Source organism: Ruegeria sp. SAZD011, assembly GCF_059612545.1.
Genome location: NZ_JBXWQU010000032.1, coordinates 20,997 through 44,405, shown reverse-complemented (window position 1 = coordinate 44,405; position 23,409 = coordinate 20,997). Strand labels below are relative to the sequence as shown.

25 protein-coding genes and 1 tRNA gene are annotated in these 23,409 nt (G+C 63.9%); 15 read left to right on the top strand and 11 right to left on the bottom strand.

All coding sequences use genetic code 11. From position 1 onward, the window contains the following. Positions 1-232: 232 nt before the first annotated feature. A tRNA-Thr gene (locus tag AC2FLM_RS17580) sits at positions 233-308 on the bottom strand. 165 nt (positions 309-473) lie between these two features. Between AC2FLM_RS17580 and AC2FLM_RS17575 the strand changes: the two genes are divergently transcribed. Then, complete coding sequence (locus tag AC2FLM_RS17575; RefSeq protein ID WP_496859314.1) at positions 474-1,349, top strand: hypothetical protein; 876 nt, start codon at positions 474-476, stop codon at positions 1,347-1,349. 36 nt (positions 1,350-1,385) lie between these two features. On the opposite strand, the gene AC2FLM_RS17570 is transcribed toward AC2FLM_RS17575, so the two are convergent. After that, positions 1,386-1,646, bottom strand: a complete 261-nt coding sequence (locus AC2FLM_RS17570; protein ID WP_011046781.1) for a DUF2312 domain-containing protein — start codon at positions 1,644-1,646, stop codon at positions 1,386-1,388. Positions 1,647-1,794: 148 nt separating this feature from the next. On the opposite strand from AC2FLM_RS17570, the gene AC2FLM_RS17565 reads away from it, so the two are divergent. After that, positions 1,795-2,016 (top strand): hypothetical protein, encoded by a 222-nt coding sequence (locus tag AC2FLM_RS17565; RefSeq protein WP_430539512.1) that lies wholly within the window; start codon positions 1,795-1,797, stop codon positions 2,014-2,016. Positions 2,017-2,027: 11 nt separating this feature from the next. On the opposite strand, the gene AC2FLM_RS17560 is transcribed toward AC2FLM_RS17565, so the two are convergent. After that, entirely contained in the window at positions 2,028-2,243 is a 216-nt protein-coding gene (locus tag AC2FLM_RS17560) for a hypothetical protein (protein WP_234139454.1), read from the bottom strand. 258 nt (positions 2,244-2,501) lie between these two features. On the opposite strand from AC2FLM_RS17560, the gene AC2FLM_RS17555 reads away from it, so the two are divergent. Genes AC2FLM_RS17555 through AC2FLM_RS17540 form a run of 4 tightly spaced genes read left to right on the top strand, consistent with a single transcriptional unit; the run spans position 2,502 to position 4,706 of the window. Beyond that, positions 2,502-3,365 (top strand): MBL fold metallo-hydrolase, encoded by an 864-nt coding sequence (locus AC2FLM_RS17555; RefSeq protein WP_496859313.1) that lies wholly within the window; start codon positions 2,502-2,504, stop codon positions 3,363-3,365. Positions 3,366-3,405: 40 nt separating this feature from the next. Next, the gene (locus AC2FLM_RS17550; protein ID WP_234139452.1) at positions 3,406-3,834 is read left to right on the top strand and encodes a YeeE/YedE family protein; all 429 of its coding nucleotides are present in this window, start codon (positions 3,406-3,408) and stop codon (positions 3,832-3,834) included. Beyond that, on the top strand, positions 3,834-4,265 hold the full coding sequence (locus AC2FLM_RS17545) for a DUF6691 family protein (protein ID WP_234139451.1): 432 nt from the start codon (positions 3,834-3,836) through the stop codon (positions 4,263-4,265). Before AC2FLM_RS17550 ends, AC2FLM_RS17545 begins: the two co-directional genes overlap by 1 nt. A 9-nt stretch (positions 4,266-4,274) precedes the next feature. Then, positions 4,275-4,706: a protein tyrosine phosphatase family protein gene (locus AC2FLM_RS17540; RefSeq protein WP_496859312.1), complete on the top strand. Its 432-nt coding sequence runs from the start codon at positions 4,275-4,277 to the stop codon at positions 4,704-4,706. Positions 4,707-4,725: 19 nt separating this feature from the next. On the opposite strand, the gene AC2FLM_RS17535 is transcribed toward AC2FLM_RS17540, so the two are convergent. The 5 genes from AC2FLM_RS17535 to AC2FLM_RS17515 form a co-directional block, all read right to left on the bottom strand. Beyond that, positions 4,726-5,889, bottom strand: a complete 1,164-nt coding sequence (locus tag AC2FLM_RS17535; RefSeq protein WP_496859311.1) for a FliM/FliN family flagellar motor C-terminal domain-containing protein — start codon at positions 5,887-5,889, stop codon at positions 4,726-4,728. 81 nt (positions 5,890-5,970) lie between these two features. Then, complete coding sequence (locus AC2FLM_RS17530) at positions 5,971-8,649, bottom strand: ATP-binding protein (RefSeq protein WP_496859310.1); 2,679 nt, start codon at positions 8,647-8,649, stop codon at positions 5,971-5,973. Next, the gene (locus AC2FLM_RS17525; RefSeq protein WP_234139447.1) at positions 8,646-8,951 is read right to left on the bottom strand and encodes a hypothetical protein; all 306 of its coding nucleotides are present in this window, start codon (positions 8,949-8,951) and stop codon (positions 8,646-8,648) included. The genes AC2FLM_RS17530 and AC2FLM_RS17525 overlap by 4 nt, the downstream gene beginning before the upstream one ends. Then, on the bottom strand, positions 8,948-9,328 hold the full coding sequence (locus AC2FLM_RS17520) for a response regulator transcription factor (protein ID WP_234139446.1): 381 nt from the start codon (positions 9,326-9,328) through the stop codon (positions 8,948-8,950). Before AC2FLM_RS17520 ends, AC2FLM_RS17525 begins: the two co-directional genes overlap by 4 nt. An 85-nt stretch (positions 9,329-9,413) precedes the next feature. After that, positions 9,414-10,712 carry a short-chain fatty acyl-CoA regulator family protein gene (locus tag AC2FLM_RS17515; protein ID WP_496859309.1) on the bottom strand — a complete coding sequence of 433 codons (1,299 nt, stop codon included), beginning with the start codon at positions 10,710-10,712 and terminating at the stop codon, positions 9,414-9,416. A gap of 228 nt (positions 10,713-10,940) precedes the next feature. On the opposite strand from AC2FLM_RS17515, the gene AC2FLM_RS17510 reads away from it, so the two are divergent. The 6 genes from AC2FLM_RS17510 to AC2FLM_RS17485 all read left to right on the top strand — a co-directional run bounded on the left by AC2FLM_RS17510 (position 10,941) and on the right by AC2FLM_RS17485 (position 17,290). Further along, entirely contained in the window at positions 10,941-12,293 is a 1,353-nt protein-coding gene (locus AC2FLM_RS17510) for a substrate-binding protein (protein ID WP_234143238.1), read from the top strand. A 104-nt stretch (positions 12,294-12,397) separates the two neighbouring features. Beyond that, positions 12,398-13,429: a branched-chain amino acid ABC transporter permease gene (locus AC2FLM_RS17505; protein ID WP_044027955.1), complete on the top strand. Its 1,032-nt coding sequence runs from the start codon at positions 12,398-12,400 to the stop codon at positions 13,427-13,429. A gap of 3 nt (positions 13,430-13,432) precedes the next feature. Further along, on the top strand, positions 13,433-14,635 hold the full coding sequence (locus tag AC2FLM_RS17500) for a branched-chain amino acid ABC transporter permease (protein WP_496859308.1): 1,203 nt from the start codon (positions 13,433-13,435) through the stop codon (positions 14,633-14,635). Positions 14,636-14,647: 12 nt separating this feature from the next. Next, entirely contained in the window at positions 14,648-15,403 is a 756-nt protein-coding gene (locus tag AC2FLM_RS17495) for an ABC transporter ATP-binding protein (protein WP_234218629.1), read from the top strand. A gap of 69 nt (positions 15,404-15,472) precedes the next feature. After that, positions 15,473-16,228, top strand: coding sequence for an ABC transporter ATP-binding protein (locus AC2FLM_RS17490; protein ID WP_234139440.1), 756 nt, complete (start codon positions 15,473-15,475; stop codon positions 16,226-16,228). A 195-nt stretch (positions 16,229-16,423) separates the two neighbouring features. Continuing rightward, the gene (locus AC2FLM_RS17485) at positions 16,424-17,290 is read left to right on the top strand and encodes a glycosyltransferase family 2 protein (protein WP_496859307.1); all 867 of its coding nucleotides are present in this window, start codon (positions 16,424-16,426) and stop codon (positions 17,288-17,290) included. A gap of 1 nt (position 17,291) precedes the next feature. Here the strand turns inward: AC2FLM_RS17485 and AC2FLM_RS17480 are convergent, their stop codons facing one another. The 3 genes from AC2FLM_RS17480 to AC2FLM_RS17470 are packed head-to-tail and all read right to left on the bottom strand — an operon-like array spanning position 17,292 to position 20,757. Then, the gene (locus AC2FLM_RS17480; protein WP_496859306.1) at positions 17,292-18,095 is read right to left on the bottom strand and encodes a 3-hydroxybutyrate dehydrogenase; all 804 of its coding nucleotides are present in this window, start codon (positions 18,093-18,095) and stop codon (positions 17,292-17,294) included. Continuing rightward, on the bottom strand, positions 18,092-19,600 hold the full coding sequence (locus tag AC2FLM_RS17475) for a class I adenylate-forming enzyme family protein (RefSeq protein WP_496859305.1): 1,509 nt from the start codon (positions 19,598-19,600) through the stop codon (positions 18,092-18,094). Before AC2FLM_RS17475 ends, AC2FLM_RS17480 begins: the two co-directional genes overlap by 4 nt. Further along, the gene (locus AC2FLM_RS17470) at positions 19,597-20,757 is read right to left on the bottom strand and encodes an acetyl-CoA acetyltransferase (protein WP_496859304.1); all 1,161 of its coding nucleotides are present in this window, start codon (positions 20,755-20,757) and stop codon (positions 19,597-19,599) included. The genes AC2FLM_RS17475 and AC2FLM_RS17470 overlap by 4 nt, the downstream gene beginning before the upstream one ends. A 91-nt stretch (positions 20,758-20,848) precedes the next feature. Here AC2FLM_RS17470 and AC2FLM_RS17465 point away from each other — a divergent pair, with 91 nt between their 5' ends. The 3 genes from AC2FLM_RS17465 to accC all read left to right on the top strand — a co-directional run bounded on the left by AC2FLM_RS17465 (position 20,849) and on the right by accC (position 23,387). Then, the gene (locus AC2FLM_RS17465) at positions 20,849-21,385 is read left to right on the top strand and encodes a LuxR C-terminal-related transcriptional regulator (protein ID WP_234139435.1); all 537 of its coding nucleotides are present in this window, start codon (positions 20,849-20,851) and stop codon (positions 21,383-21,385) included. A gap of 147 nt (positions 21,386-21,532) precedes the next feature. Then, positions 21,533-22,027, top strand: coding sequence for an acetyl-CoA carboxylase biotin carboxyl carrier protein (accB, locus tag AC2FLM_RS17460; RefSeq protein WP_234139434.1), 495 nt, complete (start codon positions 21,533-21,535; stop codon positions 22,025-22,027). A 10-nt stretch (positions 22,028-22,037) separates the two neighbouring features. Beyond that, complete coding sequence (gene accC, locus AC2FLM_RS17455; protein ID WP_496859303.1) at positions 22,038-23,387, top strand: acetyl-CoA carboxylase biotin carboxylase subunit; 1,350 nt, start codon at positions 22,038-22,040, stop codon at positions 23,385-23,387. The last annotated feature ends 22 nt before the right edge of the window (positions 23,388-23,409 follow it).

The following is a 23,409-nucleotide window of genomic DNA, read 5'->3' as shown; positions in this document are numbered from 1 at the left end:
GAAACCTTCTTCTCAGCCATCGCTCTCGCCGCAACCGTTTTGTTCTGGCTATGAAAAAGAACGAGTCTGGAGCCTAGTGAACGCTCTGGTCCGTGAATCGCAGGATTTGTCAAATGCGATGAAAGACCCATAACTGAGTAGCCACCAACGCCTCAAAGGTGTATATTTAGGGGGATGAAGCCAAAACTTCTCCAAAATAATTAAACAATAACAATATCTTGATCTTATGGCATGGTGCCCCCACACGGACTCGAACCGCGGACCTACTGATTACAAATCAGTTGCTCTACCAGCTGAGCTATAGGGGCAACAGCTTCCGATTAATCGCAGGCAGACCAGACTGCAAGATGGAAATCTCGGCCACTTGGGGAAATTGTCCGAATAAAGCCCCACGGCAAGCGTTTGACTGGCCGGCGGCTAGCTTGTAGTCAGGAAAATATCTGTTTGTTTTTCAAAAGGAAGCCCGGCAACCGATGCAGGTGGTATTCCATACCGGCGCACATGGCACCGACGATGATCGACTGATCAAATGTCTGCTGAGCAACAAGGAGCCGTTCTCTCAGCGCGGGATCGCCGTTCCGGGGCCTGCGCAGTATCGCGACCTGTTCAAGAAGGTGCTGACCGCGCTGGACGACGCCGAACCCGAGCCGCAAGCGCGCGAGGTGATGATGGAAGCGATCCTGGATGGCGAGGTGGCCGACCGGGTGATCTTTTCGGATTCCAATTTCTTTGGCTCTCATTGGTCGGCCCTGGGCAAGGGCATGTTCTATCCCCGCGCGGCAACCCGCATGGCGAACCTGCAATCCATCTTTGCCTACGATCAGGTCGAGATGTTCATGGCGATCCGCAACCCGGCCAGTTTCGTCCCCGATGTGCTGGGCTCCCTGCCCGACAAGGGCGCGACCCAGGCGATGGAGGGGATGGACCTGCACAAGTTGCACTGGACCGGCATGGTCGAAAGCATCCGCGCCGCGGCGCCCAACGTGCAACTGACCCTATGGTGCAATGAAGATACGCCGTTGATCTGGGCCCAGATCATCCGCGACATGGCAGGGCTGGAACACGGCAACAAGATCGTGGGCGGTTTCTCGCTCCTGTCCGAGATCATGTCCAAAGAGGGCATGCAGCGGTTTCGTGCCTATCTGGCCGAACACCCCGAGCTGAGCGAGATGCAGAAACGCCGGGTCATCGCCGCCTTTCTCGACAAATACGCGTTGGAGGATGCGGTCGAGGAAGAGCTGGACCTGCCCGGTTGGACCCATGAACTGGTCGACCAGCTGACAGAGCTATACGACGAAGACGTATTCAGCCTGCAACGCATTCCGGGCGTGCAGTTCATCGCCCCCTGACCCGTCCGGCTGCGGACGGACCATCGGGCGCGCGACTCACGCCATACCCAGCGCCGCCTTGTACATCTCCAGCACCGCCTCTTCCTCGGCGATGTCGTCCTTGTCGCGCTTGCGCAGGGCGACGATCTTGCGCATGACCTTGGTGTCGTAACCGCGCGCCTTGGCCTCGGCCATCACCTCTTTCTGCTGGTCGGCGATGTCTTTCTTTTCCTGCTCCAGTCGCTCGATCCGTTCGATGAACTGGCGCAACTCGCCTGCGGCGATCCCGTAATTGGCGTCTGATTGGGGCTGATCCATCGGTGCGATCTCCATCGGTGCGTTATGCGGCGACGAGCGGGATAACGCGGCGCCGGTTCGCCTGCAAGGATCATTTCCCGCCGGTTGCGCCGGATGGGCCGATGCGGTAACGCGGGCGCGCAACTGGCGTAACAGACGGGGCGCGGTCATGCTGTTCGACATCATCATCTGGGCGGGCGCCGCCCTGTCGCTGCTTGGGCTGGCCGGGCTGGTCTGGTGCATCCTGCGCGTCAACCGTGCCCGCAAGGCCGGGCTGAGCGACGATGAACTCCGCGCCGCAGTTCAGGCGGTGCTGCCCTGGAACCTGGGCGCGCTGTTCCTGTCCGTGATCGGGTTGATGATGGTGATGGTCGGGATATCGTTGGGCTGAGCGCGGCGCGCTCAGACCGGCATATTGTCGAACCGCGCCTCGACCGCATCCTCGCACAGCGCCGCATCAAGCTGGCGCAGTCGCGCAGGCACTTTCAGCCCATGCTGCCGCATGCGGTCCACGACCCGGCTGAATTCCGGCTGCACCTCAAGCCGGATATTCAGCGGCGCCCCCGTTACCCGTCGTTCCAGGCGCTCGGCGGCGTGATAGAGATCCTGTGCTGTCATGTGTCTTCTCCCCTGTATCGGAACCGAATCTGCCACAGCCGCGTAACAGGCTTAAGAAATTTCCCGGACATTCGGCCCCATCTCCCGGTCGAAAGGGCGGATATGCCCGTTTTCGTGGCGATTGCCGCATCCTTGCACAGCACCCGTTCGCGCGCATTGACCGACATCAAAACGCCCCGGATATAGAAAAGTGGCACATGGGAGTTGCATCATATTCACAATTTACCATATGATCCAGGAAACCAACAGGAGTCCGTCATGACCCCCTTCGTAAAAGCCTTCTTCGACGAAGCCACCTTTACGGTGTCCTATGTAGTGCGCGAGCCCGACGGCCGCGCCTGCGCCATCGTCGACAGCGTTCTGGATTTCGACCACGCCTCTGGCCGGACAAACACCACATCGGCCGATGCGATCGTGGACTACGTCACCGCCGAGGGTCTCAATGTCGAGTGGATTCTCGAAAGCCACGTGCATGCCGATCACCTTTCCGCCGCGCCCTATCTGCAAGAGCGTCTGGGCGGCAAGATCGGCATCGGCGCCAATATCACCGTCGTGCAGGACACGTTCGGCAAGGTGTTCAACGAGGGCACCGAATTCCAGCGTGACGGAAGCCAGTTCGACGCGCTGTTCCGCGAGGGCGACAGTTTCCATATCGGCCAGATGCGCGGCGACGTGCTGCACACGCCCGGCCACACGCCGGCCTGCCTGACTTATGTGATCGGTGATGCGGCCTTTGTCGGCGATACGCTGTTCATGCCCGACTTTGGCACCGCGCGCTGCGATTTCCCCGGCGGCTCGTCTGCAACGCTCTACCAGTCGATCCAGAAGATTCTGGCCCTGCCGGACGAAACCCGCATCTTTGTCGGCCATGACTACAAGGCGCCGGGGCGCGATGAATACGCCTGGGAAACCACCGTGGGCGAGCAGAAGGCGCTGAACATCCATATCGGTCAGGGCCGCTGCGTCGAAGAGTTCGTCCGCATGCGCGACGCACGCGATGCCACGCTGGGCATGCCGCGGCTGATCCTGCCCTCGTTGCAGGTGAACATGCGCGCGGGCCAGATGCCGCCGGCCGACGAACAGGGCAATGTCTTTCTGAAACTGCCGGTCAACAAGCTCTGACCGGCGAACCAATCAAGCGCGAACAGGGAACACGGTTATAATGGAAACGGATTGGATTTGGGGGCTCGTCGGCGGGCTGCTGATCGGCACCGGCGGCGCGGTCTATCTGCTGGGCAATGGCCGCATCATGGGGGCCAGCGGCATTCTGGGCGGCCTGATCGACGGCACCGGGCGCGGCAACTGGGTCGAACGGGCGGTGTTCCTCTTCGGCGTCGTGGTCGCGCCGCTGGTGCTGTGGCCGCTCTACAGCGTCGAGATCGACACGCATGTGACCAGCGATATCTGGGTCATCGTGGCCGCAGGCCTGCTGGTCGGGGTCGGCACCCGTATCGCCAATGGCTGCACCTCGGGTCACGGGGTCTGCGGCATCTCGCGGTTCTCGCTGCGTGGTATCGTAGCGACCGTGTTCTACATCCTCGCTGGCGGTCTGACGCTGGCGATCTTCCGCCATGTCCTGGGGGTGATCTGATGCGCTTGCTGATTTCGCTTGTCGCCGGGGCGCTGTTCGGCGGCGGCCTCTTTGTCTCGGGTATGACCGATACACGCAAGGTACAGGGTTGGCTGGATGTGTTCGGCGACTGGGACCCGACGCTGGCCTTTGTGATGGGCGGCGCCATCCTGCCGATGCTGCTGGCCTGGCGCCTGACCGAGGGGCGCAAACCGTTGGCGGGTGGCAGCTTTCCGGCGCTGCCGCGCCCCGAAATGGATCATCGCCTGATCACCGGATCGGTGCTGTTCGGCATGGGCTGGGGCCTGGCCGGGCTGTGCCCCGGTCCGGCCATCGCCTCGCTCAGCTATGGCGGGGTTGGCGGGCTGATTTTCCTGGTTGCGATGCTGGCGGGCATGGCGGTGGCGCCCCGCGTCGGCACGCAACTGGACAGGCTCGCGGCAACGGCCTAAGGAGCGGATATGGATATTCGACCGATCACCCCCCGCTACGCCGTCTCGCCGCAGATTTCGGTCGAGGACATTCCCGCCATCGCAGCCGCCGGTTTCACCCGGATCATCTGCAACCGCCCCGATGCCGAGGTGCCGCCCAGCCATCAGGCCGAAGCCATCGGCGCGGCCGCGCGCGCGGCGGGGCTGGATTTCGAGGTGCTGGAACTGACCCATCAAACCATGACACCGGAAAACGTGGCGCGGCAGACCGCGCTGGCCGAGACTGCCAGCGGCCCGGTTCTCGCCTATTGCGCCTCGGGCACCCGGTGTTCCGTGGTCTGGGCGCTGGGTCACTGTGGCGCGCTCGGCGCCGACACAGTGTTGAGCAAGACAGCAGCGGCAGGGTATCAACTGGACGCATTGCGTCCACGGTTGGACGAAATCGCGGCAGCACAGGGCTAATCCCGCCTTCCCCGCCGGATTAGCGGGGTTCGGCCACCTCCTCCTCTTGCTGCAACCCCGCCAGTTCGGCGATTTCCGAAGCGACCTGGTCGGCGCTCAGCGCAGGCAGGTCGTATTCGGAGAGAGCATCCATTTCACCCTCGGTATCGGGATCGACATCCTCGTATTCCTCGACGCGGCGGCGTGCACGCGCGCGCGGGTGCGTCTCGTGGTCGATCACATCCGGCTCCGCCGGAGTTTCAGGCCTCGGCCCATCGCTGGGCTTGTGTGCCAGAAACCCGTCAGACCCCTGTTCCATCCGTTCGGGTTCGGGCAGTTTCTCGTTCAGCCGTACCGCCCGCATGCCCCGGCACTGGCCCAACCGGGCCAGCGCCACCTGCCGCCCCTCGATGGTTACGATTTCGGTCTTGTCGAGCTTCAGTCCCACCAGCGGCAGCAGGTCTCCGAGCTGCATCCCGGCAAAGGCAGCCAGCGGCAGGCGGATGCGCGAGATCACCGCATCCAGCTCGGCCCGGACCACGCCAAAGGCCGTGTCGAGATGACTGCCCTTGGATGCGGTCGCCCCTTCGGCGACAGCCAGATCCGCCTCGGACCGGTCAGGCAGGATAAGGGTGATCTGCCCCTGGGCCTTGCCTCCGGCAATCTCGGCCGTCAGGTCGAACACCCGATAAAGATCATATTCCAGCAACAGCAACAGGGCCCTGCGGCTTTCCGCACGCGCACAGAATTCGAACCCGGCGAGACAGGCGCGGTCGGCAGGCTGCTCGACCATGTCATGGGCCCGCGGCAGCAGCGCATCGAACAGCGGCGCCACCATGGCCGCATCGGTTCCGGTGAACGAGCGTTCGACACCGCCCCCGGCCACCACCTGCCCCATTGTCTGCTGTTGCAGTATCGCGGTGACGCACGCACGATCGATACAGGCCGCTCCCAAGGCGCCCTCTGGTCCCGACAGCATCAGGTAAAGCCGGTCCTCGGCCACCGCGCGCCCCAGTTCATCCAGCTCGCGCCGGGCCTGGGTCGCCCCGATGACCGACATGGCCAGCCCCACCGCCTCGTCCGCGGCGCGGGCCAGCGCCAGGCGCAGCGCGCGCAGGATCGAGCGGGTGTCGCCCTGCCGCTCGTCCCGAGCCAGGGCCAGTTTCCGTTCCAGAACCATCTTGTTTTCCGCGTCCGTCGCCATCACATGCGCTTTGCCTGCCGCTCCGCCTCAGTCACCAGACAGGTGTAGCGCGGCAAGCGTTACCAAGCTCTTTACGACGATCTATTGCGCGGCGATTTCCATGCCGACCGGCAGGCTGACACGGAACGCGCCACCCTCCTGCCCCGAGAGATAGCTGACATCACCGCCCAGGCGCTGCATGATCTCGCGGCAAATCGCCAGACCCAGGCCGGCACCACCGGCCTTTTCAGCGCTGACACGGGCAAATTTCTCGAAAACCATCTTGCGGGCATCCAGCGGGATACCCCCGCCATTGTCGATCAGATCGACCACGATCCGCCCGCCCACGTCATGCACGGTGATCGTCAGTTCGGGGTCGGCCGCATCGCAGTATTTCTGCGCGTTCGAGATCAGGTTGATGAAGACCTGTGACAGCCGGTCCAGATCGGTGCGCAGCGCAATCCGTTCGGCCCCACGATGGCGCCGTACCCGCAGCGCCCTGTCTGTGCCCGTCAACGCCGTCGCCACGGCGCGATCAAGGATATCGACCAGCCGACCCTGCCCCATGTTCAGCGTGACCTGACCGTTTTCCAGCACGCTCAGGTCCAGCAGGTCATCCAACAGCCGCGTCAGTCGCAGCGCCTCGTCATGGATGATTGTGGCGTAGCGGGTCTTTTCCACCGGCTCGAGTCCGTCGGTATCGCGCAGAATCTCGGAAAACGCCCGGATCGAGGTCATCGGCGTGCGCAATTCGTGGCTGATCTGGCTCAGGAACGCGTCCTTTTGCAGCGAGATCTGGGTCAGTTTCTCGTTTGCCTCGCGCAATTTACGGGCAGTGCGACTGAGCTCGGCCGATTTCGCCTCGAGCCGGCTGGAATACTCAAGCAGCTGCGCGGATTCATCGGCCACCGCCAGCAGGTCCTCGACCGAAACCGAGGAGCCGCCAACGATCTGGCCGATCATCGCATGCGCCGTGGCCGCCCCGACCGAGCCACTGAGTTCCCGCTCCAGCCGCTCCAGAAAGGCCGGGTTCGGCTCGGGCAGATAGGCGCGGCTGCCCTGCGCCACCGCCTCTGAATGAAAGAACTCCTGCGCCTCGCGCGCGCCCATGATGCGCTGCGACATGATCATCAGGTCCTCGCTTTGCGCAACGGATCCGGTCCAGCCCCGCGGCCCGGCGGAATGGTCGAACACGTTGACGAACTGCGCGCCCTGCAACCGCTCCAGCGGACTGGGAAAACTCAACAGCGAGGCGATGCAGAAGGCGGCGGTGTTCAGCGACAGTGACCACATCACCGAATGCACCATCGGGTCGAGCCCGTCGATGCCGAACAGCGCCTGCGGGCGCAGCCACGAGAGGCCGAACAGCCCGTCCTCCATCACCGAGGGCGCGATCACCCCGGCGCCCATTCCGGGCAGCAGCAACGTATAGAGCCAGAGAACGAACCCCACTGTCAGCCCGACCAGCGCGCCGGTCCGGGTGGCACCGCGCCAGAACAGCCCCCCCACCAGCGCCGGCAGGATCTGGGCGATACCGGCAAAGGCAATGAGTCCGATCGAGGCCAGCGCCGCGCCGCCTCCCGACAGGCGATAGTAGAAATAGCCAAGCGCCAGAACCGCCGCGATCGACACCCGCCGGGCATAGAGCACCACCGAACGCACGTCCCCCGAGACCGAGGCGCCGCTGCCCTGGGCGTTCAGCCAGATCGGCATCACGATATGGTTCGACACCATGGTCGACAATGCCATGGCCGCCACGATCACCATAGAGGTGGCCGAAGAAAACCCGCCCAGAAAGGAGAGCATCGCCAGCGTCTCCTGTCCCTGCGCCAGCGGGATCGTCAGCACGAACATGTCCGGATTCGCCCCCTTGGGCATGATCTCCAGCCCCACCACGGCAATGGGCACCACGAACAGGCTCATCAGCATCAGATAAAGCGGAAAGGCCCAGGCGGCGGTGCGCAGGTGGCGTTCGTCATCGTTCTCGACCACCATCACCTGGAACATGCGCGGCAGGCAGACAAAGGCCGCCGCCGCCAGAAAGGTGATGGTCGCCCAGCGCCCGTGATCGACCTGCCAGACCCCGATTTCCGAGGCGTCGATGCGCGACAGCGTGTCACCCAGCCCGCCGGCGATGCCCCAGACGACAAAGATTCCCACCGCCAAAAGCGCCACCAGCTTGACCACCGCCTCGATGGCGACGGCGGTGACCACGCCATGATGGCGTTCATTGGCATCCAGGTTGCGGGTGCCGAACAGGATGGCGAACACCGCCAGCCCGCCCGCCACCCAGAAGGCGCTTGACCCCTCACCCGGACGGCTGACCGGATCGGCCTCGGCGAAGATATCGAAGCTGAGGGTGATCGACTGGAGTTGCAGCGCGATATAGGGGGTGACACCGATCACGGCGAGCAGGGTAACGCAGACCGCCAGCGTGTTCGACTTGCCATAGCGAGACGAGATCAGGTCGGCGATCGAGGTGACCCGCTGCGAGCGCCCCACCCGCACCAGCTTGCGCAATCCCCACCACCAGCCGATCATCACAAGCGTCGGCCCCAGATAGATGGTGACGAATTCCAGCCCCGAGCGCGCCGCATAGCCCACGGCGCCGTAAAAGGTCCAGGCCGTGCAGTAGATCGACAGAGACAGGGTATAGACCAGCGGCGAGCGCAGCCAGGTCGTGCGTCCGGTCGAGGACAGCCGGTCTGCGGCAAAGGCGACCCCGAACAGCAGGATCACATAGGTCATGCAGACCGCGACCAGGACGTTGAGCGAGGTCACCGCTCGGTCTCCTGCCCGATCTGATGACCGCCACTCTGACGCGTGGCGCGTCCGAACAGGGCGCTGACCGCGATCAGGATGGCCCAGACGCCGAACACATAGGTGATGGCCGCCGACATCCGCACGGTGCCCGCCCCCTCGGACGGCCAGAGCAGCGGCACGGCGAACAGCGCCGCCCCCATCAGCGGCAACAGCCGCGCGGCATCCATCAGGCGGCGGCGGCGATAGCTTTGCCGCTCAAGAAACACGGGCGGCGGCTGGACAGGGGTGCGCCCGGTCTCCTCGCCCGCGGACCGGCTCATGGGCGCGATGCCTGTGCGTGCAGATCGCGCACCGCTGTCAACACCTCGGCATTGGAAAAGGGTTTGGTCATGAACCGGCTGACCCCGGCCTTTTCCGCCATGTCGCGATCGCGCGACTGGCCACGCGCGGTCAGCATCAGAACCGGCAGGTCCCGCGTCGCCACCCGCTCGCGCAATTCTCGCAGGATATCCATGCCGCTCTTGCCCGGCAGCATCACGTCCAGGATCACCAGATCGGGCGCGGCGGCGGTGATCTTCTCGACCGCATCCGCCCCATCCTCGTGCGTTTCAACCTGCCAACCATCGCGCGTCAGCAGGAAACGAATTGCTTCGGCGATGTTCGGCTCGTCTTCGATCAGCAGAAGCCGTCGGCTCATCCTTGCCCCTTCCTCCCCCAAAAGGTGGCGGACTGCTGCCCGCTCGTTTTCCCGAATTCAGATTAGACCCGCTGTCAGGGGCCTGTCAAAACCCTTCGGACAGGATCGACGGTTCGCGCCGCGCCGCGCAGTCGCGGCGCGGGCACACCCGGCACGATGCACCGACCGGCTGCGCCGCCTGCCGCCCCCGCTCGGCGGTCGGAACAGGCAGGATCAGCATGACGGAACGGATCACCGGATCACTATCGAATTCCGGCATGCCCTCGGGCCAGGCGACGGCGAGGCAATCGAACTCTGCCGCGTTGCGCCCCAGCTGCGACACCCTCCGGCGGATCGGGACGAGCGGCCGGCCAAGCGCGGCGTAAAGCGGCCAGAGCGGACAGGATTCGCCATGCCTGGGCAAGGCGAAACCGGTCACCGGCTTGCGAAACAGGATACTGCCCGAGGCATCACAGATCACCAGTCCGGCTTCGTGTGGCAACACGCCTTCGGGCAGGCTGGCGAGGCGCCGGAACATCGCAGGCAGCCCGACACCAAAGCGTCGCGCCAGCGCGACCGGATCGAGCCCCAGAACATCCAGTGCCGACACCATCTCGGGCAGCGGCATGGCACGCGCATCGGCGGCATAGACCGCAAGCATCGAGCGCGCGATTTCGCGCGCGGCGCCCGAGGCCAGATTGTCGAGCGGCACATCCGCAACCGAGCCACCCTTTTCAAGTTCGGTGAAATGGTGACCGCGTCCGGCGACGAAGGCCTCGACCTGCTCGACCGGGACACCGGTGCGGTCATCACCCGCCTCGCTGTCGTCAAGCCAGCCCACCAGCGACTTAGAGCTTTCTGCCAGACGCTCGGCGTCCTGGTGCAGGTTGCGATGGAACCGGTCGCGCCATTCCGCCTCCAGCTCTCCCGGTTCGGCAAGGATCGCCGCCGTCGAACGGATCGCGGCCGCGGTCGACAGCACCTCGTGCAGCGACGCGGCAAGATGCGGGTCATGCGTCAGCCGATCAGACAAAGTTTCGACCGTGCGTTCCAGCGACCCAACCCGCCGGAAAAGCCGCGCCAGAACCTCGGCCCAGCCCGGAAAGCGGCCCGCGAATTCATCGACCCGGTCCGCCTCGGCGGCGGTGGAACCGGCATCGGCAGCCGCCTCGCGCAACGTCGCCAGCAACGCCGCCTCGGCACCCTCGGTCAGCATCGAAGGCTCGACCGACAGTGCAGCCGCGATATCGACCAGCAGTTTACCGCCGATTCTGCGGCGGTTGTGCTCGATCAGGTTGAGATAGGAGGCGGAAATATCCACCTTGCGGGCCAGATCGGCCTGCCTGAGACCGATCATCAGCCGCCGCTCGCGGATTCGACTGCCCGTCAATGTGTCGCGTGCCATGGTATCCCGTTCCCGGAATGTGAATAAAAATCAACGGGTTTCTGCGGCGCGACATAAGGTTTTTTACATCACCCTCGAAAACCGTGTTGAGAGATTTACAGAATTTTCTTTCGGTTTAAAGGGGTTATTGCGTAATTTTCCAATCCCCCACCATACTGCTTTTGCACACATGTGCCTGCGCATCGCGGAAGAGGAGCCGCCGCGCACGCAATCTTTTGGGAGGAAAACATGTCCAAGAACCAAGTCACGCGCCGGGGCGTGCTCAAGACCGGTGCGGTTGCCGGGGCCGGTGTGGCCCTGCCGACGATCTTCACCGCCTCTTCGGCCGCCGCCTATACCAACGAACCCACCGGTGGCACCGTCACCCTGGGTTTCAACGTGCCCCAGACCGGCCCCTATGCCGATGAAGGCAATGACGAGTTGCTGGCACAACAGCTGGCGGTCGAGCATCTGAACGGGATGGGCGACGGCGGCTGCCTGAACACCTTCACCTCGAAGGCACTCAAGGGGAACGGCATCCTGGGCAAGAAGGTCCAGTTCGTGACCGGCGACACCCAGACCAAGTCGGACGCTGCCCGCGCATCGGCCAAGTCGATGATCGAAAAGGACGGCGCCATCATGATCAACGGCGGCTCGTCCTCGGGCGTGGCCGTGGCCGTACAGGGCCTGTGCCAGGATGCGGGCGTGATCTTCATGGCTGGCCTGACCCATGCCAACGACACCACCGGCAAGGACCGCAAGGCCAATGGCTTCCGCCATTTCTTCAACGCCTACATGTCGGGTGCCGCACTGGCGCCGGTGCTGGCAAAGGAGATGGGCGCAGATCGCCGCGCCTACCACCTGACCGCCGACTACAACTGGGGCTGGACACAGGAAGAGTCGATCGTGGCCTCGACCGAGGCACTTGGCTGGGAAACCGTGAACACGGTCAAGACCCCGCTCGCCTCGACCGATTTCTCGTCCTATATCGCGCCGGTCCTGAACTCGGGCGCCGACGTGCTGGTTCTGAACCACTATGGCGGCAACATGGTCAACTCGCTGACCAACGCCATCCAGTTCGGCCTGCTGGACAAGGTCGCCAATGGCAAGGACTTCAAGATCGTCGTGCCGCTCTATTCGGAACTGATGGCCGCCGGTGCCGGCGACAACATCAAGGGCGTGCTGGGCTCTATGAACTACAACTGGCAGCTCGACAACGAGGGCTCGCGCGCCTTCGTCAAGTCGTTCGGCGAGAAGTACGGCAAGCCGCCGTCGAACTCGGCCCAGACCTGCTATGCCCAGGTTCTGCTTTATGCCGATGCCTGCGAGCGGGCCGGAACCTTCAACCCCTGCGGTGTGGTCGAGGCGCTGGAAGGCTTCGAATTCGATGGTCTGGGCAACGGCAAAACACTCTATCGCGCCGACGACCACCAGTGCTTCAAGGACGTTCTGGTCGTGCGCGGTGCGCAGAACCCGACCAACGCCTATGACACGCTGGAAATCGTCGAGGTCACCCCGGTCGAGCAGGTCATGTATCCGCCGAACCACCCGATGTTCGGTGGCGACGAGGCCACGCTGGGCCAGTGCAACCCGGGCGCCTGATCCGGCAACCGGACCTTTCGACGACAAGTCTTGAAATGTCGTGACCTTGCTCTTCCCGATCGCACATCGGGAAGAGCAAACAGTACCAGCCAAGGGTGGGGACGATGGACGCAATCCTGCTGCAAATTCTAAACGGGCTCGACAAGGGCTCTGCCTATGCGCTGATCGCGCTGGGCCTGACGCTGATCTTCGGGACACTGGGCGTCGTCAACTTCGCCCATGGTGCGCTGTTCATGATCGGGGCGTTCTGCGCCGTCATGCTGCAACGCATTCTCAATCTGAGTTTTCAGACCATCGACGAAACACAGAAGGATTTCCTCGGAAATCCGCTGAAAGTCGATACCCCCTATGTTCATTCCTGGTTCGGGCCCGAGACCGGCGCCGCGATCATCGACTGGTCGGTGCCGCTGGCGGTCATTTTCGCCATCCCGATCATGCTGTTCATCGGCTATGCGATGGAGCGCGGGCTGATCAAGCATTTCTACAAGCGTCCCCATGCCGACCAGATCCTGGTGACCTTTGGCCTGGCCATCGTGTTGCAGGAGATCATCAAGTATTTCTTCGGCGCCAACCCGATCCAGACGCCGGAACCCTCGGCACTCAAGGGTTCGCTCGATATCGGGCTGATGCTGGGCTTTGACCCGAACGCGATCATCTATCCCATCTGGCGCCTGGTCTATTTCGCTTTTGCAGCGGTGATCATCGGCGGTGTCTTCGCCTTCCTGCAATTCACCACCTTCGGCATGGTGGTGCGCGCGGGCATGGCGGATCGCGAGACCGTGGGCCTGTTGGGCATCAATATCGACAAGCGGTTTACCATCATGTTCGGCATCGCCGCCGGTGTGGCCGGTCTGGCGGGTGTCATGTACGGGCCACTCAACCCGCCCAACTATCACATGGGCATGGATTTCCTGGTACTCAGCTTCGTCGTCGTCGTGGTCGGCGGCATGGGCAGCCTGCCGGGCGCCGTCGCGGCCGGGTTCCTGCTGGGTGTGCTGGAAAGCTTTGCCTCGACCACCTGGGCCACCACCACCATCCCGGGCATCAACCAGATCATCATCTATCTGGTCGCAATCATCATTCTGCTGACCCGTCCTCGGGGCCTGTTGGGCCGCAAGGGCGTGATGGAGGACTAACCCATGCTGGGACTGGACAAGAAAGACACTTCGCTTCTCATCATCGTGGCGATCCTCACCCTGCTGGCGCCGTTCATCCTGAACCCCTTCCCGACCGGAAGCGCCATGGCGCAGTTCAATGCAGGCTATCCCGACCTGATGCAGCGGTTCGTGATCTTCGGCATCTTCGCAATCGGCTTCAACATCCTGTTCGGCCTGACCGGCTATCTCAGCTTCGGCCACGCGGCCTTTCTGGGCGTCGGCTCCTATTCGGCCGTATGGATGTTCAAGCTGCTCAGCTACAACGTGATCCCGGCCATCGCGCTGAGTGTCGTCGTGGCCGCGCTGTTCGCGCTGCTGATCGGTTATGTCAGCCTGCGCCGCTCGGGCATCTATTTCTCGATCCTGACACTGGCCTTTGCGCAGATGAGTTTTGCGCTGGCCTATTCGGTGCTGTCGAACCCCAAGTTCAACCTGACCAACGGGGAAACCGGGCTTCAGGTCTACGCCGACGATCCGCAGATTTTCCACCGGGACAGCCTGCCCGACATGCCGCATCTGTTCGGCCTGTCGATGCGCTCGACCTACAAGCTCGACCTCGGCGCCTGGAGCTTTGACTTCAACGCGGGCTATTACCTGTGCGCGGTGATCATGATGGTCATGTTCTATCTCGCCATCCGCATCTTCCGCTCGCCCTTTGGCATGATGCTGCGGGCGGTGAAATCGAACCAGCAGCGCATGAACTATACAGGTCTCAATCCGCGCCCCTACACTCTGGCGGCGTTCGTCATCTCGGGCATGTATGCCGGTCTGGCCGGTGGCCTGATGGCGGCGATGGACCCGCTGGCGGGCGCCGAGCGGATGCAGTGGACCGCAAGCGGCGAGGTGGTGCTGATGACCATCCTCGGCGGTGCGGGAACCCTGATCGGGCCGGTTCTGGGCGCGGGCTTCATCAAGTATTTCGAGAACATCTTCTCGAAGATCAACGACACCATCCTGCACCAGTGGTTCAGCTTCCTGCCCGACGGGATCGAAGACTTCATGGTCTTCATCGTGCACCCGTTCATCGGCAAGGGCTGGCACCTGACGCTGGGTATCCTGTTCATGCTGGTGGTGATCTTCCTGCCCGGCGGCCTTGTCGAAGGCGGCCAGCGGCTGGGCAACTGGCTGCGCAACCGGGGCAAGCGCTCGGGTGAGGCCAAGACCAAGCACGAGCCTGCGGAATAAGGAGCCGGGATCATGGGAATTCTCGAAGTCAAGAATGTGGGCAAGCGGTTCGGTGGTCTTCAGGCGCTGTCCGATGTCAACCTGAGCGTGGCCGAAAACACCGTTCACGCCATCATCGGACCGAATGGCGCGGGCAAGTCCACCTTGCTCAACTGCCTGGTCGGCAAGCTGATCCCGGATAGCGGCAGCGTCATGTTCGACGGCCAGTCCGTTCTGGGACGCGCCCCTTACGAGATCAATCAGATGGGCATCAGCCGCGTGTTTCAGACGCCAGAGATCTTTGGCGATCTGACGGTTCTGGAAAACATGATGATCCCCTGTTTCGCCAAACGGGACGGCGCGTTCGAACTGAACGCGCTGCCCTCGGTAAGCCAGCAGAAAGACGTCGTGGACCGGGCCATGCATATGCTGGAAGAGATGCGGATGGCCGACAAGCGGCACATGCATGCCGCCGCCATGTCTCGCGGCGACAAGCGGCGGCTGGAAATCGGCATGTGCCTGAGCCAGGAACCCCGACTGCTGCTGCTGGATGAACCGACCGCGGGCATGGCACGGGCCGATACCAACAATACCATCGACCTGCTCAAGCAGATCAAACAGGAACGCGACATCACCATCGCCATCATCGAACATGACATGCACGTGGTGTTCAGCCTGGCCGAGCGGATCACCGTCCTGGCCCAGGGCACGCCGCTGGTCGAGGACACGCCCGAAAACATCAAGGGTCATCCGAAGGTGCGCGAAGCCTATCTGGGCGAAAGTGCGTAAGGGAGTGCGTCACTCATCCCCAAAACCGGGAACCGGTTTTCGGACAAGATGAGTGAGAAAGGATAAACCATGAACGTAAAACCCGATTTCTCCAAGAACGCCAACCAGGCCACCACCGCCCCCGCTTTCCTGTCGGTCTGGGACATGCATGCCTATTACGGCGAAAGCTACATCGTGCAGGGCGTGAACTTCAACGTGCACGAGGGCGAGATCCTGGCCCTGCTTGGGCGAAACGGGGCGGGCAAGACCTCGACCCTGCGCTCGATCGCGCGCACCGGATCTCCGATGGTGACCCATGGCGAGATCTGGCTGGACCATCAGCCGCTGCACAACATGACCAGCTACGAGGCCGCGCAGGCCGGGCTGGGACTGGTCCCCGAGGATCGCCGGATCATCCCCGGACTGACAGTCGAAGAGAATCTGCAACTGGCCCAGATCGCGCCGCCGATCGGTTGGTCGATCGACCGGCTCTACGACCTGTTCCCGCGCCTGGGCGAACGGCGCAAACAGGAGGGTGTCACGCTTTCGGGCGGCGAACAGCAGATGCTGGCCATCGCGCGCGCTCTGGCCCGGGACATCAAGGTTCTATTGCTGGACGAACCCTATGAGGGGCTGGCCCCGGTCATCGTGGACGAGATCGAAAAGACCCTCATCCACATCAAGGAACAGGGCATGACCACGATCATCGTCGAACAGAACGCGGTGCGGGCGCTGGAACTGGCCGACCGCGCGGTGATCCTGGATACCGGCACGATCGTCTTTGACGGCAGCGCCGCCGAAGTGCTCGGAAACGCCGAACTGCGATCCGAGTATCTGGCGATCTGACTTCACACTCCCCGTCGTGCAGGGCTATCAGCCCCTGCCGATACCTTCGACCGGCCCCACAGGGCCGGTTCTTTTTTTTGCGTGGATGAGACCGTTTTCCGGCACGGAAAACGACCAGGAAAAGGACTTTTCCTGGTCGGAAATTCCCAATTTCCGACTCTTGCCCGAAAGGTCCGCGCCTGCCTAAATGAGCGCATGAAAATATGTGCGATCACCATGGTTTACCGCGATCACTGGGCGCTGGGTCAATGGTACCGGCACTTTGCACGCCAATTGGGCGCCGAGCATCTTTACGTAGTGGCCCATGGCACCGACCCCGAGATTGCCCGCATCTGTCCCGGCGCCAGCATCCTGACCATCCCGCGCGACGATCTCAGCCGGTTCGACACCCGACGGGGCGACATGCTCAACGCGTTTCAGAACGGGCTGAACCAGATTTACGACTGGGTGATCCGCACCGACGCGGATGAACTGATCTGCCTCGACCCAGAGCGATTCGACGGTTTCGCCGATTTCTTCGCCCGCCAGCGTCGCAGCGCCGTTTTTTCCCTGGGACTGAATCTGGGTGAACGGGCCGAGGACGCCGCGCTGAGCGGGGACGAACCGGTCCTGAAGCATCGCCAGAGCGCGGTCTTTACAGGCAACTACTCCAAGGCCTGGGCGGTGCGCAACAGGATCGGTCTCAAGGCGCACGGGGTGCAGCTGCGACCGGCACGGGTCGAGAGCTTCCCCTTCATCATGCCGCGCGGTGTCTATCTGGTGCATCTGAAATACGCCAACAGCGCCGCGCTGGCACGCGCAGCCGAACACCGGCGAGAGGTGGCCGACCAGCCGGGCCTGGGTAATCCCGGCCAGGCCTGGCTCAACCCCGGCACCGACAGCCGCCGTTTCTTCAAACAGTTCGAGGCGCTGCCGGAGCTGCCATGGGAAGAGGCCGAGCCGCGCGCCTATGCCGATATCTCGACCCAACCTGTCCGCGAGACAGGTCCCGGCGTGGTACGCGCGCGCCGGGACACGCCGCGCATCCGCACCCGCCTGCCTGACTGGTTCAGCGCGCTCTGACCTATTGCGCGGTCCAGCCGCCATCCACCGGGATCGCGGCCCCGGTCACGTTATGGGCGGTGGGGGCGCAAAGCCACAGCGCCAGCGCCCCGATTTCGGCAGGGTCCGAGGCCCGGCGCGAGGGCTGTTTCTCGGCCATCAGATCGGCCATAGCCGCCTCGCGATCGGCGCCTAGCGCCGCCATCCGCGCGGCGATCTGCGGCTCGAGAATGGCGGTTTCAGTCCAACCCGGACAGATGCAATTCACGGTCACACCGCCCCGGCCCCGATCACCAAGCGCCGCATATTCCAGCGCCGCCACTTTGCTCAGCCCGATCAGCCCGTGCTTGGCCGCCACATAGGGCGCCTTCTCGACCGAACCCACCAGACCATGCACCGAGGCGATGTTGATCACCCGGCCATAGCCGCGCTCGGCCATGGCAGGCATGGCGGCCTGCATGGTGTAGAAGGCGGCGCTGAGATTGACGGACAGGATCGTCTCCCAGGTCTCGCCCGCCATCTGGGCCAGCGGCCCGGTGCGCTGGATACCGGCATTGTTGACCAGGATATCGGCGCCGCCCCAATGGGCCACCTCGCGCATCAGCGTGGCGATCTGGCCAGGGTCGCGCAAGTCGCCGGCAAAGAACCGCGCCTCGGGCGCGCCCGCCGCGCGCATCGCAGCACAGGCCGCCTCGGCCTCATCCGCATCGGCCAGCCCGTGCACCGCGATGCGGGCACCGGCCCCCGCCAGCACCTTGGCAATCGCCAGCCCGATGCCCTGGACCGAGCCGGTCACCAGCGCCGTTTTTCCGCTCAGATCGGTCATCCCTCGTCCTCCAGCATCCGGCGCAGTTCGGTCTTGAGAACCTTGCCGTAATTGTTCTTGGGCAGATCCGGCAGCCAGCGATAGTGCTTGGGCCGCTTGAACCGCGCGATGTTCCGGGTGCAGAGCGCGTCAAGCTCTGCCGCCTCGGCCTCACCCACCACAAAGGCCACCACCTCCTCGCCCCAGTCCGGATGGGGCCGGCCCACGACCGAGGCCTCGCGCACCAGCGGATGGGTCAGCAAGACCTCCTCGACCTCGCGGGGATAGATGTTCGATCCACCCGAGATGATCAGGTCCTTGGAGCGGTCCTGAAGCGTCAGATACCCATCCGCATCCAGAAACCCCATATCGCCGGTCATCAACCAGCCGTCGCGCAAAGCCTTGGCACTTGCCTGCGGATTGCGCCAGTACCCCGGCATCACCACGTCGCCGCGCACCATGACCTCGCCGGTCTGGCCCGGCGGCAACGGCGCGCCATCCCCATCCCCGATGCGCAACTGGACCGGGGATTGCGCGCGCCCGACGCTGGCCAGCCGCGCCTGCCAGCGCGGGTGGTTACGGTCGGTCACGTCATGGCGCGACAGGGCGGTGATACCCATCGGGCATTCGCCCTGACCATAGATCTGTACAAAGGTCGGCCCGAAATGGTCGACCGCCTCGACGATATCGGCCAGATACATCGGCCCACCCGCATAGACCACGGTGCGCAGCCCCTCGCCGGTTTCTCCGCTGGCGTGGGCCTGCTCGGTCATCCGCTTGACCATGGTGGGCGCTGCAAACATCTGCACCCGGCTGAAATGGCGCGCCAGATCGAAGATCTCGCCCGGGTCGAACCCGCCCGAGGCCGGGCAGACATGGCGTGCCCCGCGCAGCACATGCACCATGTTGTAGAGCCCGGCGCCATGGCTCATCGGGGCGGCATAAAGCACCGTATCCTCGGGCGTGACCGGGTCAACATCCACCGGATAGGCAAGCGAGACCGCCATCAGCATCCGGTGGGTAATCATCACCCCCTTGGGTCTGCCCGTGGTGCCCGAGGTGTAAAAGAGCCAAGCCAGATCGGTGGGATCACATTGCGCCGGGGCCGTGACCGGGTCGGCGGCAAGGATCACGGCCAGCCCGGCCGCGCCCGTCTCGACAATGCGGCCCGGCGCCTGGGCCTCATACAGGGCGGCGGCCAGATCGGGCGTGGCAAAGGTGATCGTGGTTTCGGAGTCGGCAAGGATATAGGCCGCCTCGCGCCCGTGCAGCTTGGCATTGATCGGGACCGCCGCGGCCCCGGCATACCAGATGCCATATTGCAGGATCAGATAATCGGGGCTGTTGCCCATGAACAGCGCGACGCGGTCGCCCGGCGCCACACCCTGCCCGCTGAGCCAGCCCGCCACCCGCGCGGCGCGGTCGTGAAACCCCGCATAATCGGCCACCATATCGCGCCCGAGATAGAGCGCCGGGCGCTCGCCGCCCGCCTGCGCCTGCCGCGCCAGCCATAGGCCGATATTCATGCCTTGACCGGTTCCAGGATCGAGGCGTAATTGGCCACCCCCGATCCCCCCATGTTGAAGACCAGCCCCAGTTCGGCGCCCGGATGCTGCATCGCGTCCGCCTGCCCCAGCACCTGCCGCGCGATCAGGGCGTGCATGGATACACCGGTGGCGCCGACCGGGTGCCCCTTGGCCTTGAGCCCGCCGGACAGGTTCACCGGCAGCCGCCCGCCCGCATGGACAACACCGCCCTCCAGCAAGTCAGCCGCATGGCCGTGCGCGGCCAGCCCCATCGCCTCGTAGATCAGCAACTCGGCGATGGTGAAACAGTCATGAACCTCGGCCACGTCGATATCGCTGACGGTGACGCCAGCCCGGTCATAGGCCCGGTGGATCGCCCGGCGCGGCCCCTCGAAGGCCAGCAGATCGCGCTGCGACATCGGCATGATGTCATTCACCTGCGCCACGCCGCGCAGCCGCGCGGCCTTGGTCACCTCACCCAGTATATCGTCGGCCACCAGCACCAGGGCCGCCGCCCCGTCCGAGACCAGCGAACAGTCGGTCTTTTTCAGCGGCGCGGCGATGATCGGGTTGCGATCGGACACCTCGGCGCAGAACGCCTCGTCCAGCGGTTTCTGCAACTGTGCCAGCGGGTTGTTGACAGAATTGCCGTGGTTCTTGGCGGCAATCCGGGCCAGCGCCCGGCTGTGATCGCCATAGCGGTCGAAATAGGCCTGCGCAAATTGCGCAAAGACGCCTGGAAAGGACAGTCCCGCCTCTTCCTTTTGATACGCCGCATGGCCAAGGGCCGCGGCCACTTCGGCGGTGGGCAGATGGGTCATCTTTTCCACCCCGATCACCAACGCCACCCGCGCCTCGCCCGACAGGATCGCCTGACGCGCCGCAAACACCGCAGCCGAACCCGACGCGCAGGCATTCTCCAACCGGGTCGCGGGTTTGAAACGCAGCGCCGGATCGATGCTCATCGCCAGCGAGGAGGGGAAGCCGTCCCCCACCAGCCCGGCATTGAAATGACCCACCCAGATGCCGTCGACCGCCTCGGCGCCCAGCCCGGCATCGGCCAATGCCTCGCGCCCGGCGATGGTGATCATGTCCTCGACCGACATGTCTGTCAGCTTGCCGAATTTGGTATGCCCCCAGCCCGCGATGGAAACCATTGCTCCGTCCTCCCCAAAAGATCTGTGGCAAATCCTGCCAAGACGCAGCTTTCGCTTCAATTCCGTAGAAATACCCGTCACCATACGCGGCATGAGTGACCCCGGCTTCGAATATGCACCTATCGGTCTGGTAGAGCTGGAAAACCGCGTCATCCGGCGGTGCAACCTGCATTTCGCCAGCATGTTCGGCGGGCAGGAAAGCGACTATCGCGACATGCCGCTGCTCAGGCTCTATCCCAGTCACGAGGATTTCGAGCGCATCGGCAAGCGCGGCCTGCAGGCCATGCGCGAGACCGGTTATTACACTGACGAACGCATCATGCGCCGCCGCGATGGCGATCTGTTCTGGTGCCGGGCGCGCGGCAAATCGCTGACGCCCGACGACCCGTTCCGCCATGGGATCTGGAGTTTTGCCGACATCTCCGAAGAACGACGTGTGGTCGAGCTGACCCCGCGCGAACGCGAGGTGGCGCTGTTGACCTGCCGGGGCCTGTCGGCCAAGGAGGTGGGTGCGGAACTGGGCCTCAGTTATCGCACCATCGAGGCCCATCGCGCCCGGTTGCTGCAAAAATTCGGCGCCCGCAAGCTGCCGGAACTGGTGGCGAAACTCTCCGGAATGCCGCTTTGATCGCATTTTCCTCGCAATCGGGCGGCGCAAACCCCATGTTTCCCGATGACAGGGCGCTTTTCATGGCCCGGCGCTTGGCCTATAACGCCGCGTAATTCACGAGCCCGAACACCACAAACGGGCCAAGGGGAACCGTCGAGGACACTCATGACAGACAGCAGACACGAAGCGGATGTGGCATTCATCAAGGCGCTGGCCGAATTGCTGCGGGAAAACGATCTGACCGAAGTACAGGTCAAGCGTGAATATGGCGAGGAAGACAGCCTGAACGTGCGCGTCAGCCGCGTGTTGCCCGCAGCGGCGCCGGTGCAGGTCGCCGTGCCCGCCGCTGCCCACGCCGCTCCGGCCCCGGCGGCCCCTGCGGCGCCCACTGCTGCGCCGGCCAGCACCGAGGACCCCGCTGCCCATCCGGGCGCCGTGACCTCGCCCATGGTTGGCACCGTCTATCTGCAGGGTGAACCGGGCGCGCCCTCGTTCGTCAGCGTCGGCGCCAGCGTTGCCGAAGGTGACACGCTGCTGATCGTCGAGGCGATGAAGACCATGAACCACATCCACGCCCCGCGCGCGGGCACCGTGAAACGCATCCTGGTGGGAGACGGCGACGCCGTGGAATTCGGCACCCCGCTGGTCATCATCGAATAAGGGCGCCGTCATGTTCGACAAGATCCTGATTGCGAACCGAGGCGAGATCGCCCTGCGTGTGATCCGCGCCGCGCGCGAGATGGGGATCGCCACGGTTGCCGTGCACTCCACCGCCGACAGCGACGCGATGCATGTGCGCATGGCCGACGAATCGGTCTGCATCGGCCCCGCCCCAGGCAGCCAGAGCTATCTCTCGGTGCCCGCCATCATCTCGGCCTGCGAGATCACCGGCGCCCAGGCGATCCATCCCGGCTATGGCTTTCTGTCCGAAAACGCCGGTTTCGTGCAGATCGTCGAAGATCACGGAATCACCTTCATCGGCCCTTCGGCGGAACATATCCGCATCATGGGCGACAAGATCACCGCCAAGGAAACCGCCAAGGAACTGGGTATCCCCGTCGTTCCCGGCTCGGATGGCGGCGTGGCCGATCTGGTCGAGGCGCGTCGGGTCGGTGACGCGATCGGCTATCCGGTGATCATCAAGGCCACCGCCGGCGGCGGCGGCCGCGGCATGAAGGTCGCCCGCAATGCCAAGGAGATGGAGCACGCCTTTTCCACCGCGCGCTCCGAGGCCAAGGCCGCCTTTGGCAATGACGAAGTCTATATCGAGAAATACCTGACCACGCCGCGCCATATCGAGATCCAGGTCTTTGGCGACGGCAAGGGCAACGCGGTGCATCTGGGCGAGCGCGACTGCTCGCTGCAACGCCGTCACCAGAAAGTGTTCGAAGAGGCCCCCGGCCCCTGCATCACTCCAGAGGAACGCGCCCGGATCGGCAAGATCTGTGCCGATGCGGTGGCCCGGATCAACTATATCGGCGCCGGTACCGTGGAATTCCTCTACGAGAATGGCGAGTTCTACTTCATCGAGATGAACACCCGCCTTCAGGTGGAGCATCCGGTGACCGAGGGCATCTTTGGCGTCGATCTGGTGCGCGAGCAGATCCGGGTTGCCGCTGGCCTGCCGATGTCCTTTACCCAGGACGATCTGCAGATCAACGGCCACGCGATCGAGGTGCGGATCAACGCCGAGAAACTGCCGAACTTCTCGCCCTGCCCCGGCAGGATCACCGCCTATCACGCGCCCGGAGGTCTGGGCGTTCGGATGGATTCGGCGCTTTATACCGGCTATTCGATTCCACCCTATTACGACAGCCTGATCGCCAAGCTGATCGTGCAGGGCCGCGACCGGCCCGAGGCGCTGGCCCGCCTGCAACGGGCGCTGAGCGAGCTGATCGTGGACGGGATCGACACCACGGTGCCGCTGTTTCACGCGCTGCTGCAAGAGCCCGACGTCCAGAGCGGCACCTATAACATCCACTGGCTGGAGCGCTGGCTTGCGGAGAACCTGGCCGACTGACCGTGGGGGCCGGGTCCCGGAT

Bases quoted from the DNA above. Each gene is read 5' to 3' on its own strand.
- AC2FLM_RS17575 (WP_496859314.1), top strand. From the start codon at position 474: ATGCAGGTGGTATTCCATACCGGCGCACATGGCACCGACGATGATCGA.
- AC2FLM_RS17570 (WP_011046781.1), bottom strand. From the start codon at position 1,646: ATGGATCAGCCCCAATCAGACGCCAATTACGGGATCGCCGCAGGCGAG.
- AC2FLM_RS17565 (WP_430539512.1), top strand. From the start codon at position 1,795: ATGCTGTTCGACATCATCATCTGGGCGGGCGCCGCCCTGTCGCTGCTT.
- AC2FLM_RS17560 (WP_234139454.1), bottom strand. From the start codon at position 2,243: ATGACAGCACAGGATCTCTATCACGCCGCCGAGCGCCTGGAACGACGG.
- AC2FLM_RS17555 (WP_496859313.1), top strand. From the start codon at position 2,502: ATGACCCCCTTCGTAAAAGCCTTCTTCGACGAAGCCACCTTTACGGTG.
- AC2FLM_RS17550 (WP_234139452.1), top strand. From the start codon at position 3,406: ATGGAAACGGATTGGATTTGGGGGCTCGTCGGCGGGCTGCTGATCGGC.
- AC2FLM_RS17545 (WP_234139451.1), top strand. From the start codon at position 3,834: ATGCGCTTGCTGATTTCGCTTGTCGCCGGGGCGCTGTTCGGCGGCGGC.
- AC2FLM_RS17540 (WP_496859312.1), top strand. From the start codon at position 4,275: ATGGATATTCGACCGATCACCCCCCGCTACGCCGTCTCGCCGCAGATT.
- AC2FLM_RS17535 (WP_496859311.1), bottom strand. From the start codon at position 5,889: ATGGCGACGGACGCGGAAAACAAGATGGTTCTGGAACGGAAACTGGCC.
- AC2FLM_RS17525 (WP_234139447.1), bottom strand. From the start codon at position 8,951: ATGAGCCGGTCCGCGGGCGAGGAGACCGGGCGCACCCCTGTCCAGCCG.
- AC2FLM_RS17520 (WP_234139446.1), bottom strand. From the start codon at position 9,328: ATGAGCCGACGGCTTCTGCTGATCGAAGACGAGCCGAACATCGCCGAA.
- AC2FLM_RS17515 (WP_496859309.1), bottom strand. From the start codon at position 10,712: ATGGCACGCGACACATTGACGGGCAGTCGAATCCGCGAGCGGCGGCTG.
- AC2FLM_RS17510 (WP_234143238.1), top strand. From the start codon at position 10,941: ATGTCCAAGAACCAAGTCACGCGCCGGGGCGTGCTCAAGACCGGTGCG.
- AC2FLM_RS17505 (WP_044027955.1), top strand. From the start codon at position 12,398: ATGGACGCAATCCTGCTGCAAATTCTAAACGGGCTCGACAAGGGCTCT.
- AC2FLM_RS17500 (WP_496859308.1), top strand. From the start codon at position 13,433: ATGCTGGGACTGGACAAGAAAGACACTTCGCTTCTCATCATCGTGGCG.
- AC2FLM_RS17495 (WP_234218629.1), top strand. From the start codon at position 14,648: ATGGGAATTCTCGAAGTCAAGAATGTGGGCAAGCGGTTCGGTGGTCTT.
- AC2FLM_RS17490 (WP_234139440.1), top strand. From the start codon at position 15,473: ATGAACGTAAAACCCGATTTCTCCAAGAACGCCAACCAGGCCACCACC.
- AC2FLM_RS17485 (WP_496859307.1), top strand. From the start codon at position 16,424: ATGAAAATATGTGCGATCACCATGGTTTACCGCGATCACTGGGCGCTG.
- AC2FLM_RS17480 (WP_496859306.1), bottom strand. From the start codon at position 18,095: ATGACCGATCTGAGCGGAAAAACGGCGCTGGTGACCGGCTCGGTCCAG.
- AC2FLM_RS17475 (WP_496859305.1), bottom strand. From the start codon at position 19,600: ATGAATATCGGCCTATGGCTGGCGCGGCAGGCGCAGGCGGGCGGCGAG.
- AC2FLM_RS17470 (WP_496859304.1), bottom strand. From the start codon at position 20,757: ATGGTTTCCATCGCGGGCTGGGGGCATACCAAATTCGGCAAGCTGACA.
- AC2FLM_RS17465 (WP_234139435.1), top strand. From the start codon at position 20,849: ATGAGTGACCCCGGCTTCGAATATGCACCTATCGGTCTGGTAGAGCTG.
- accB (WP_234139434.1), top strand. From the start codon at position 21,533: ATGACAGACAGCAGACACGAAGCGGATGTGGCATTCATCAAGGCGCTG.
- accC (WP_496859303.1), top strand. From the start codon at position 22,038: ATGTTCGACAAGATCCTGATTGCGAACCGAGGCGAGATCGCCCTGCGT.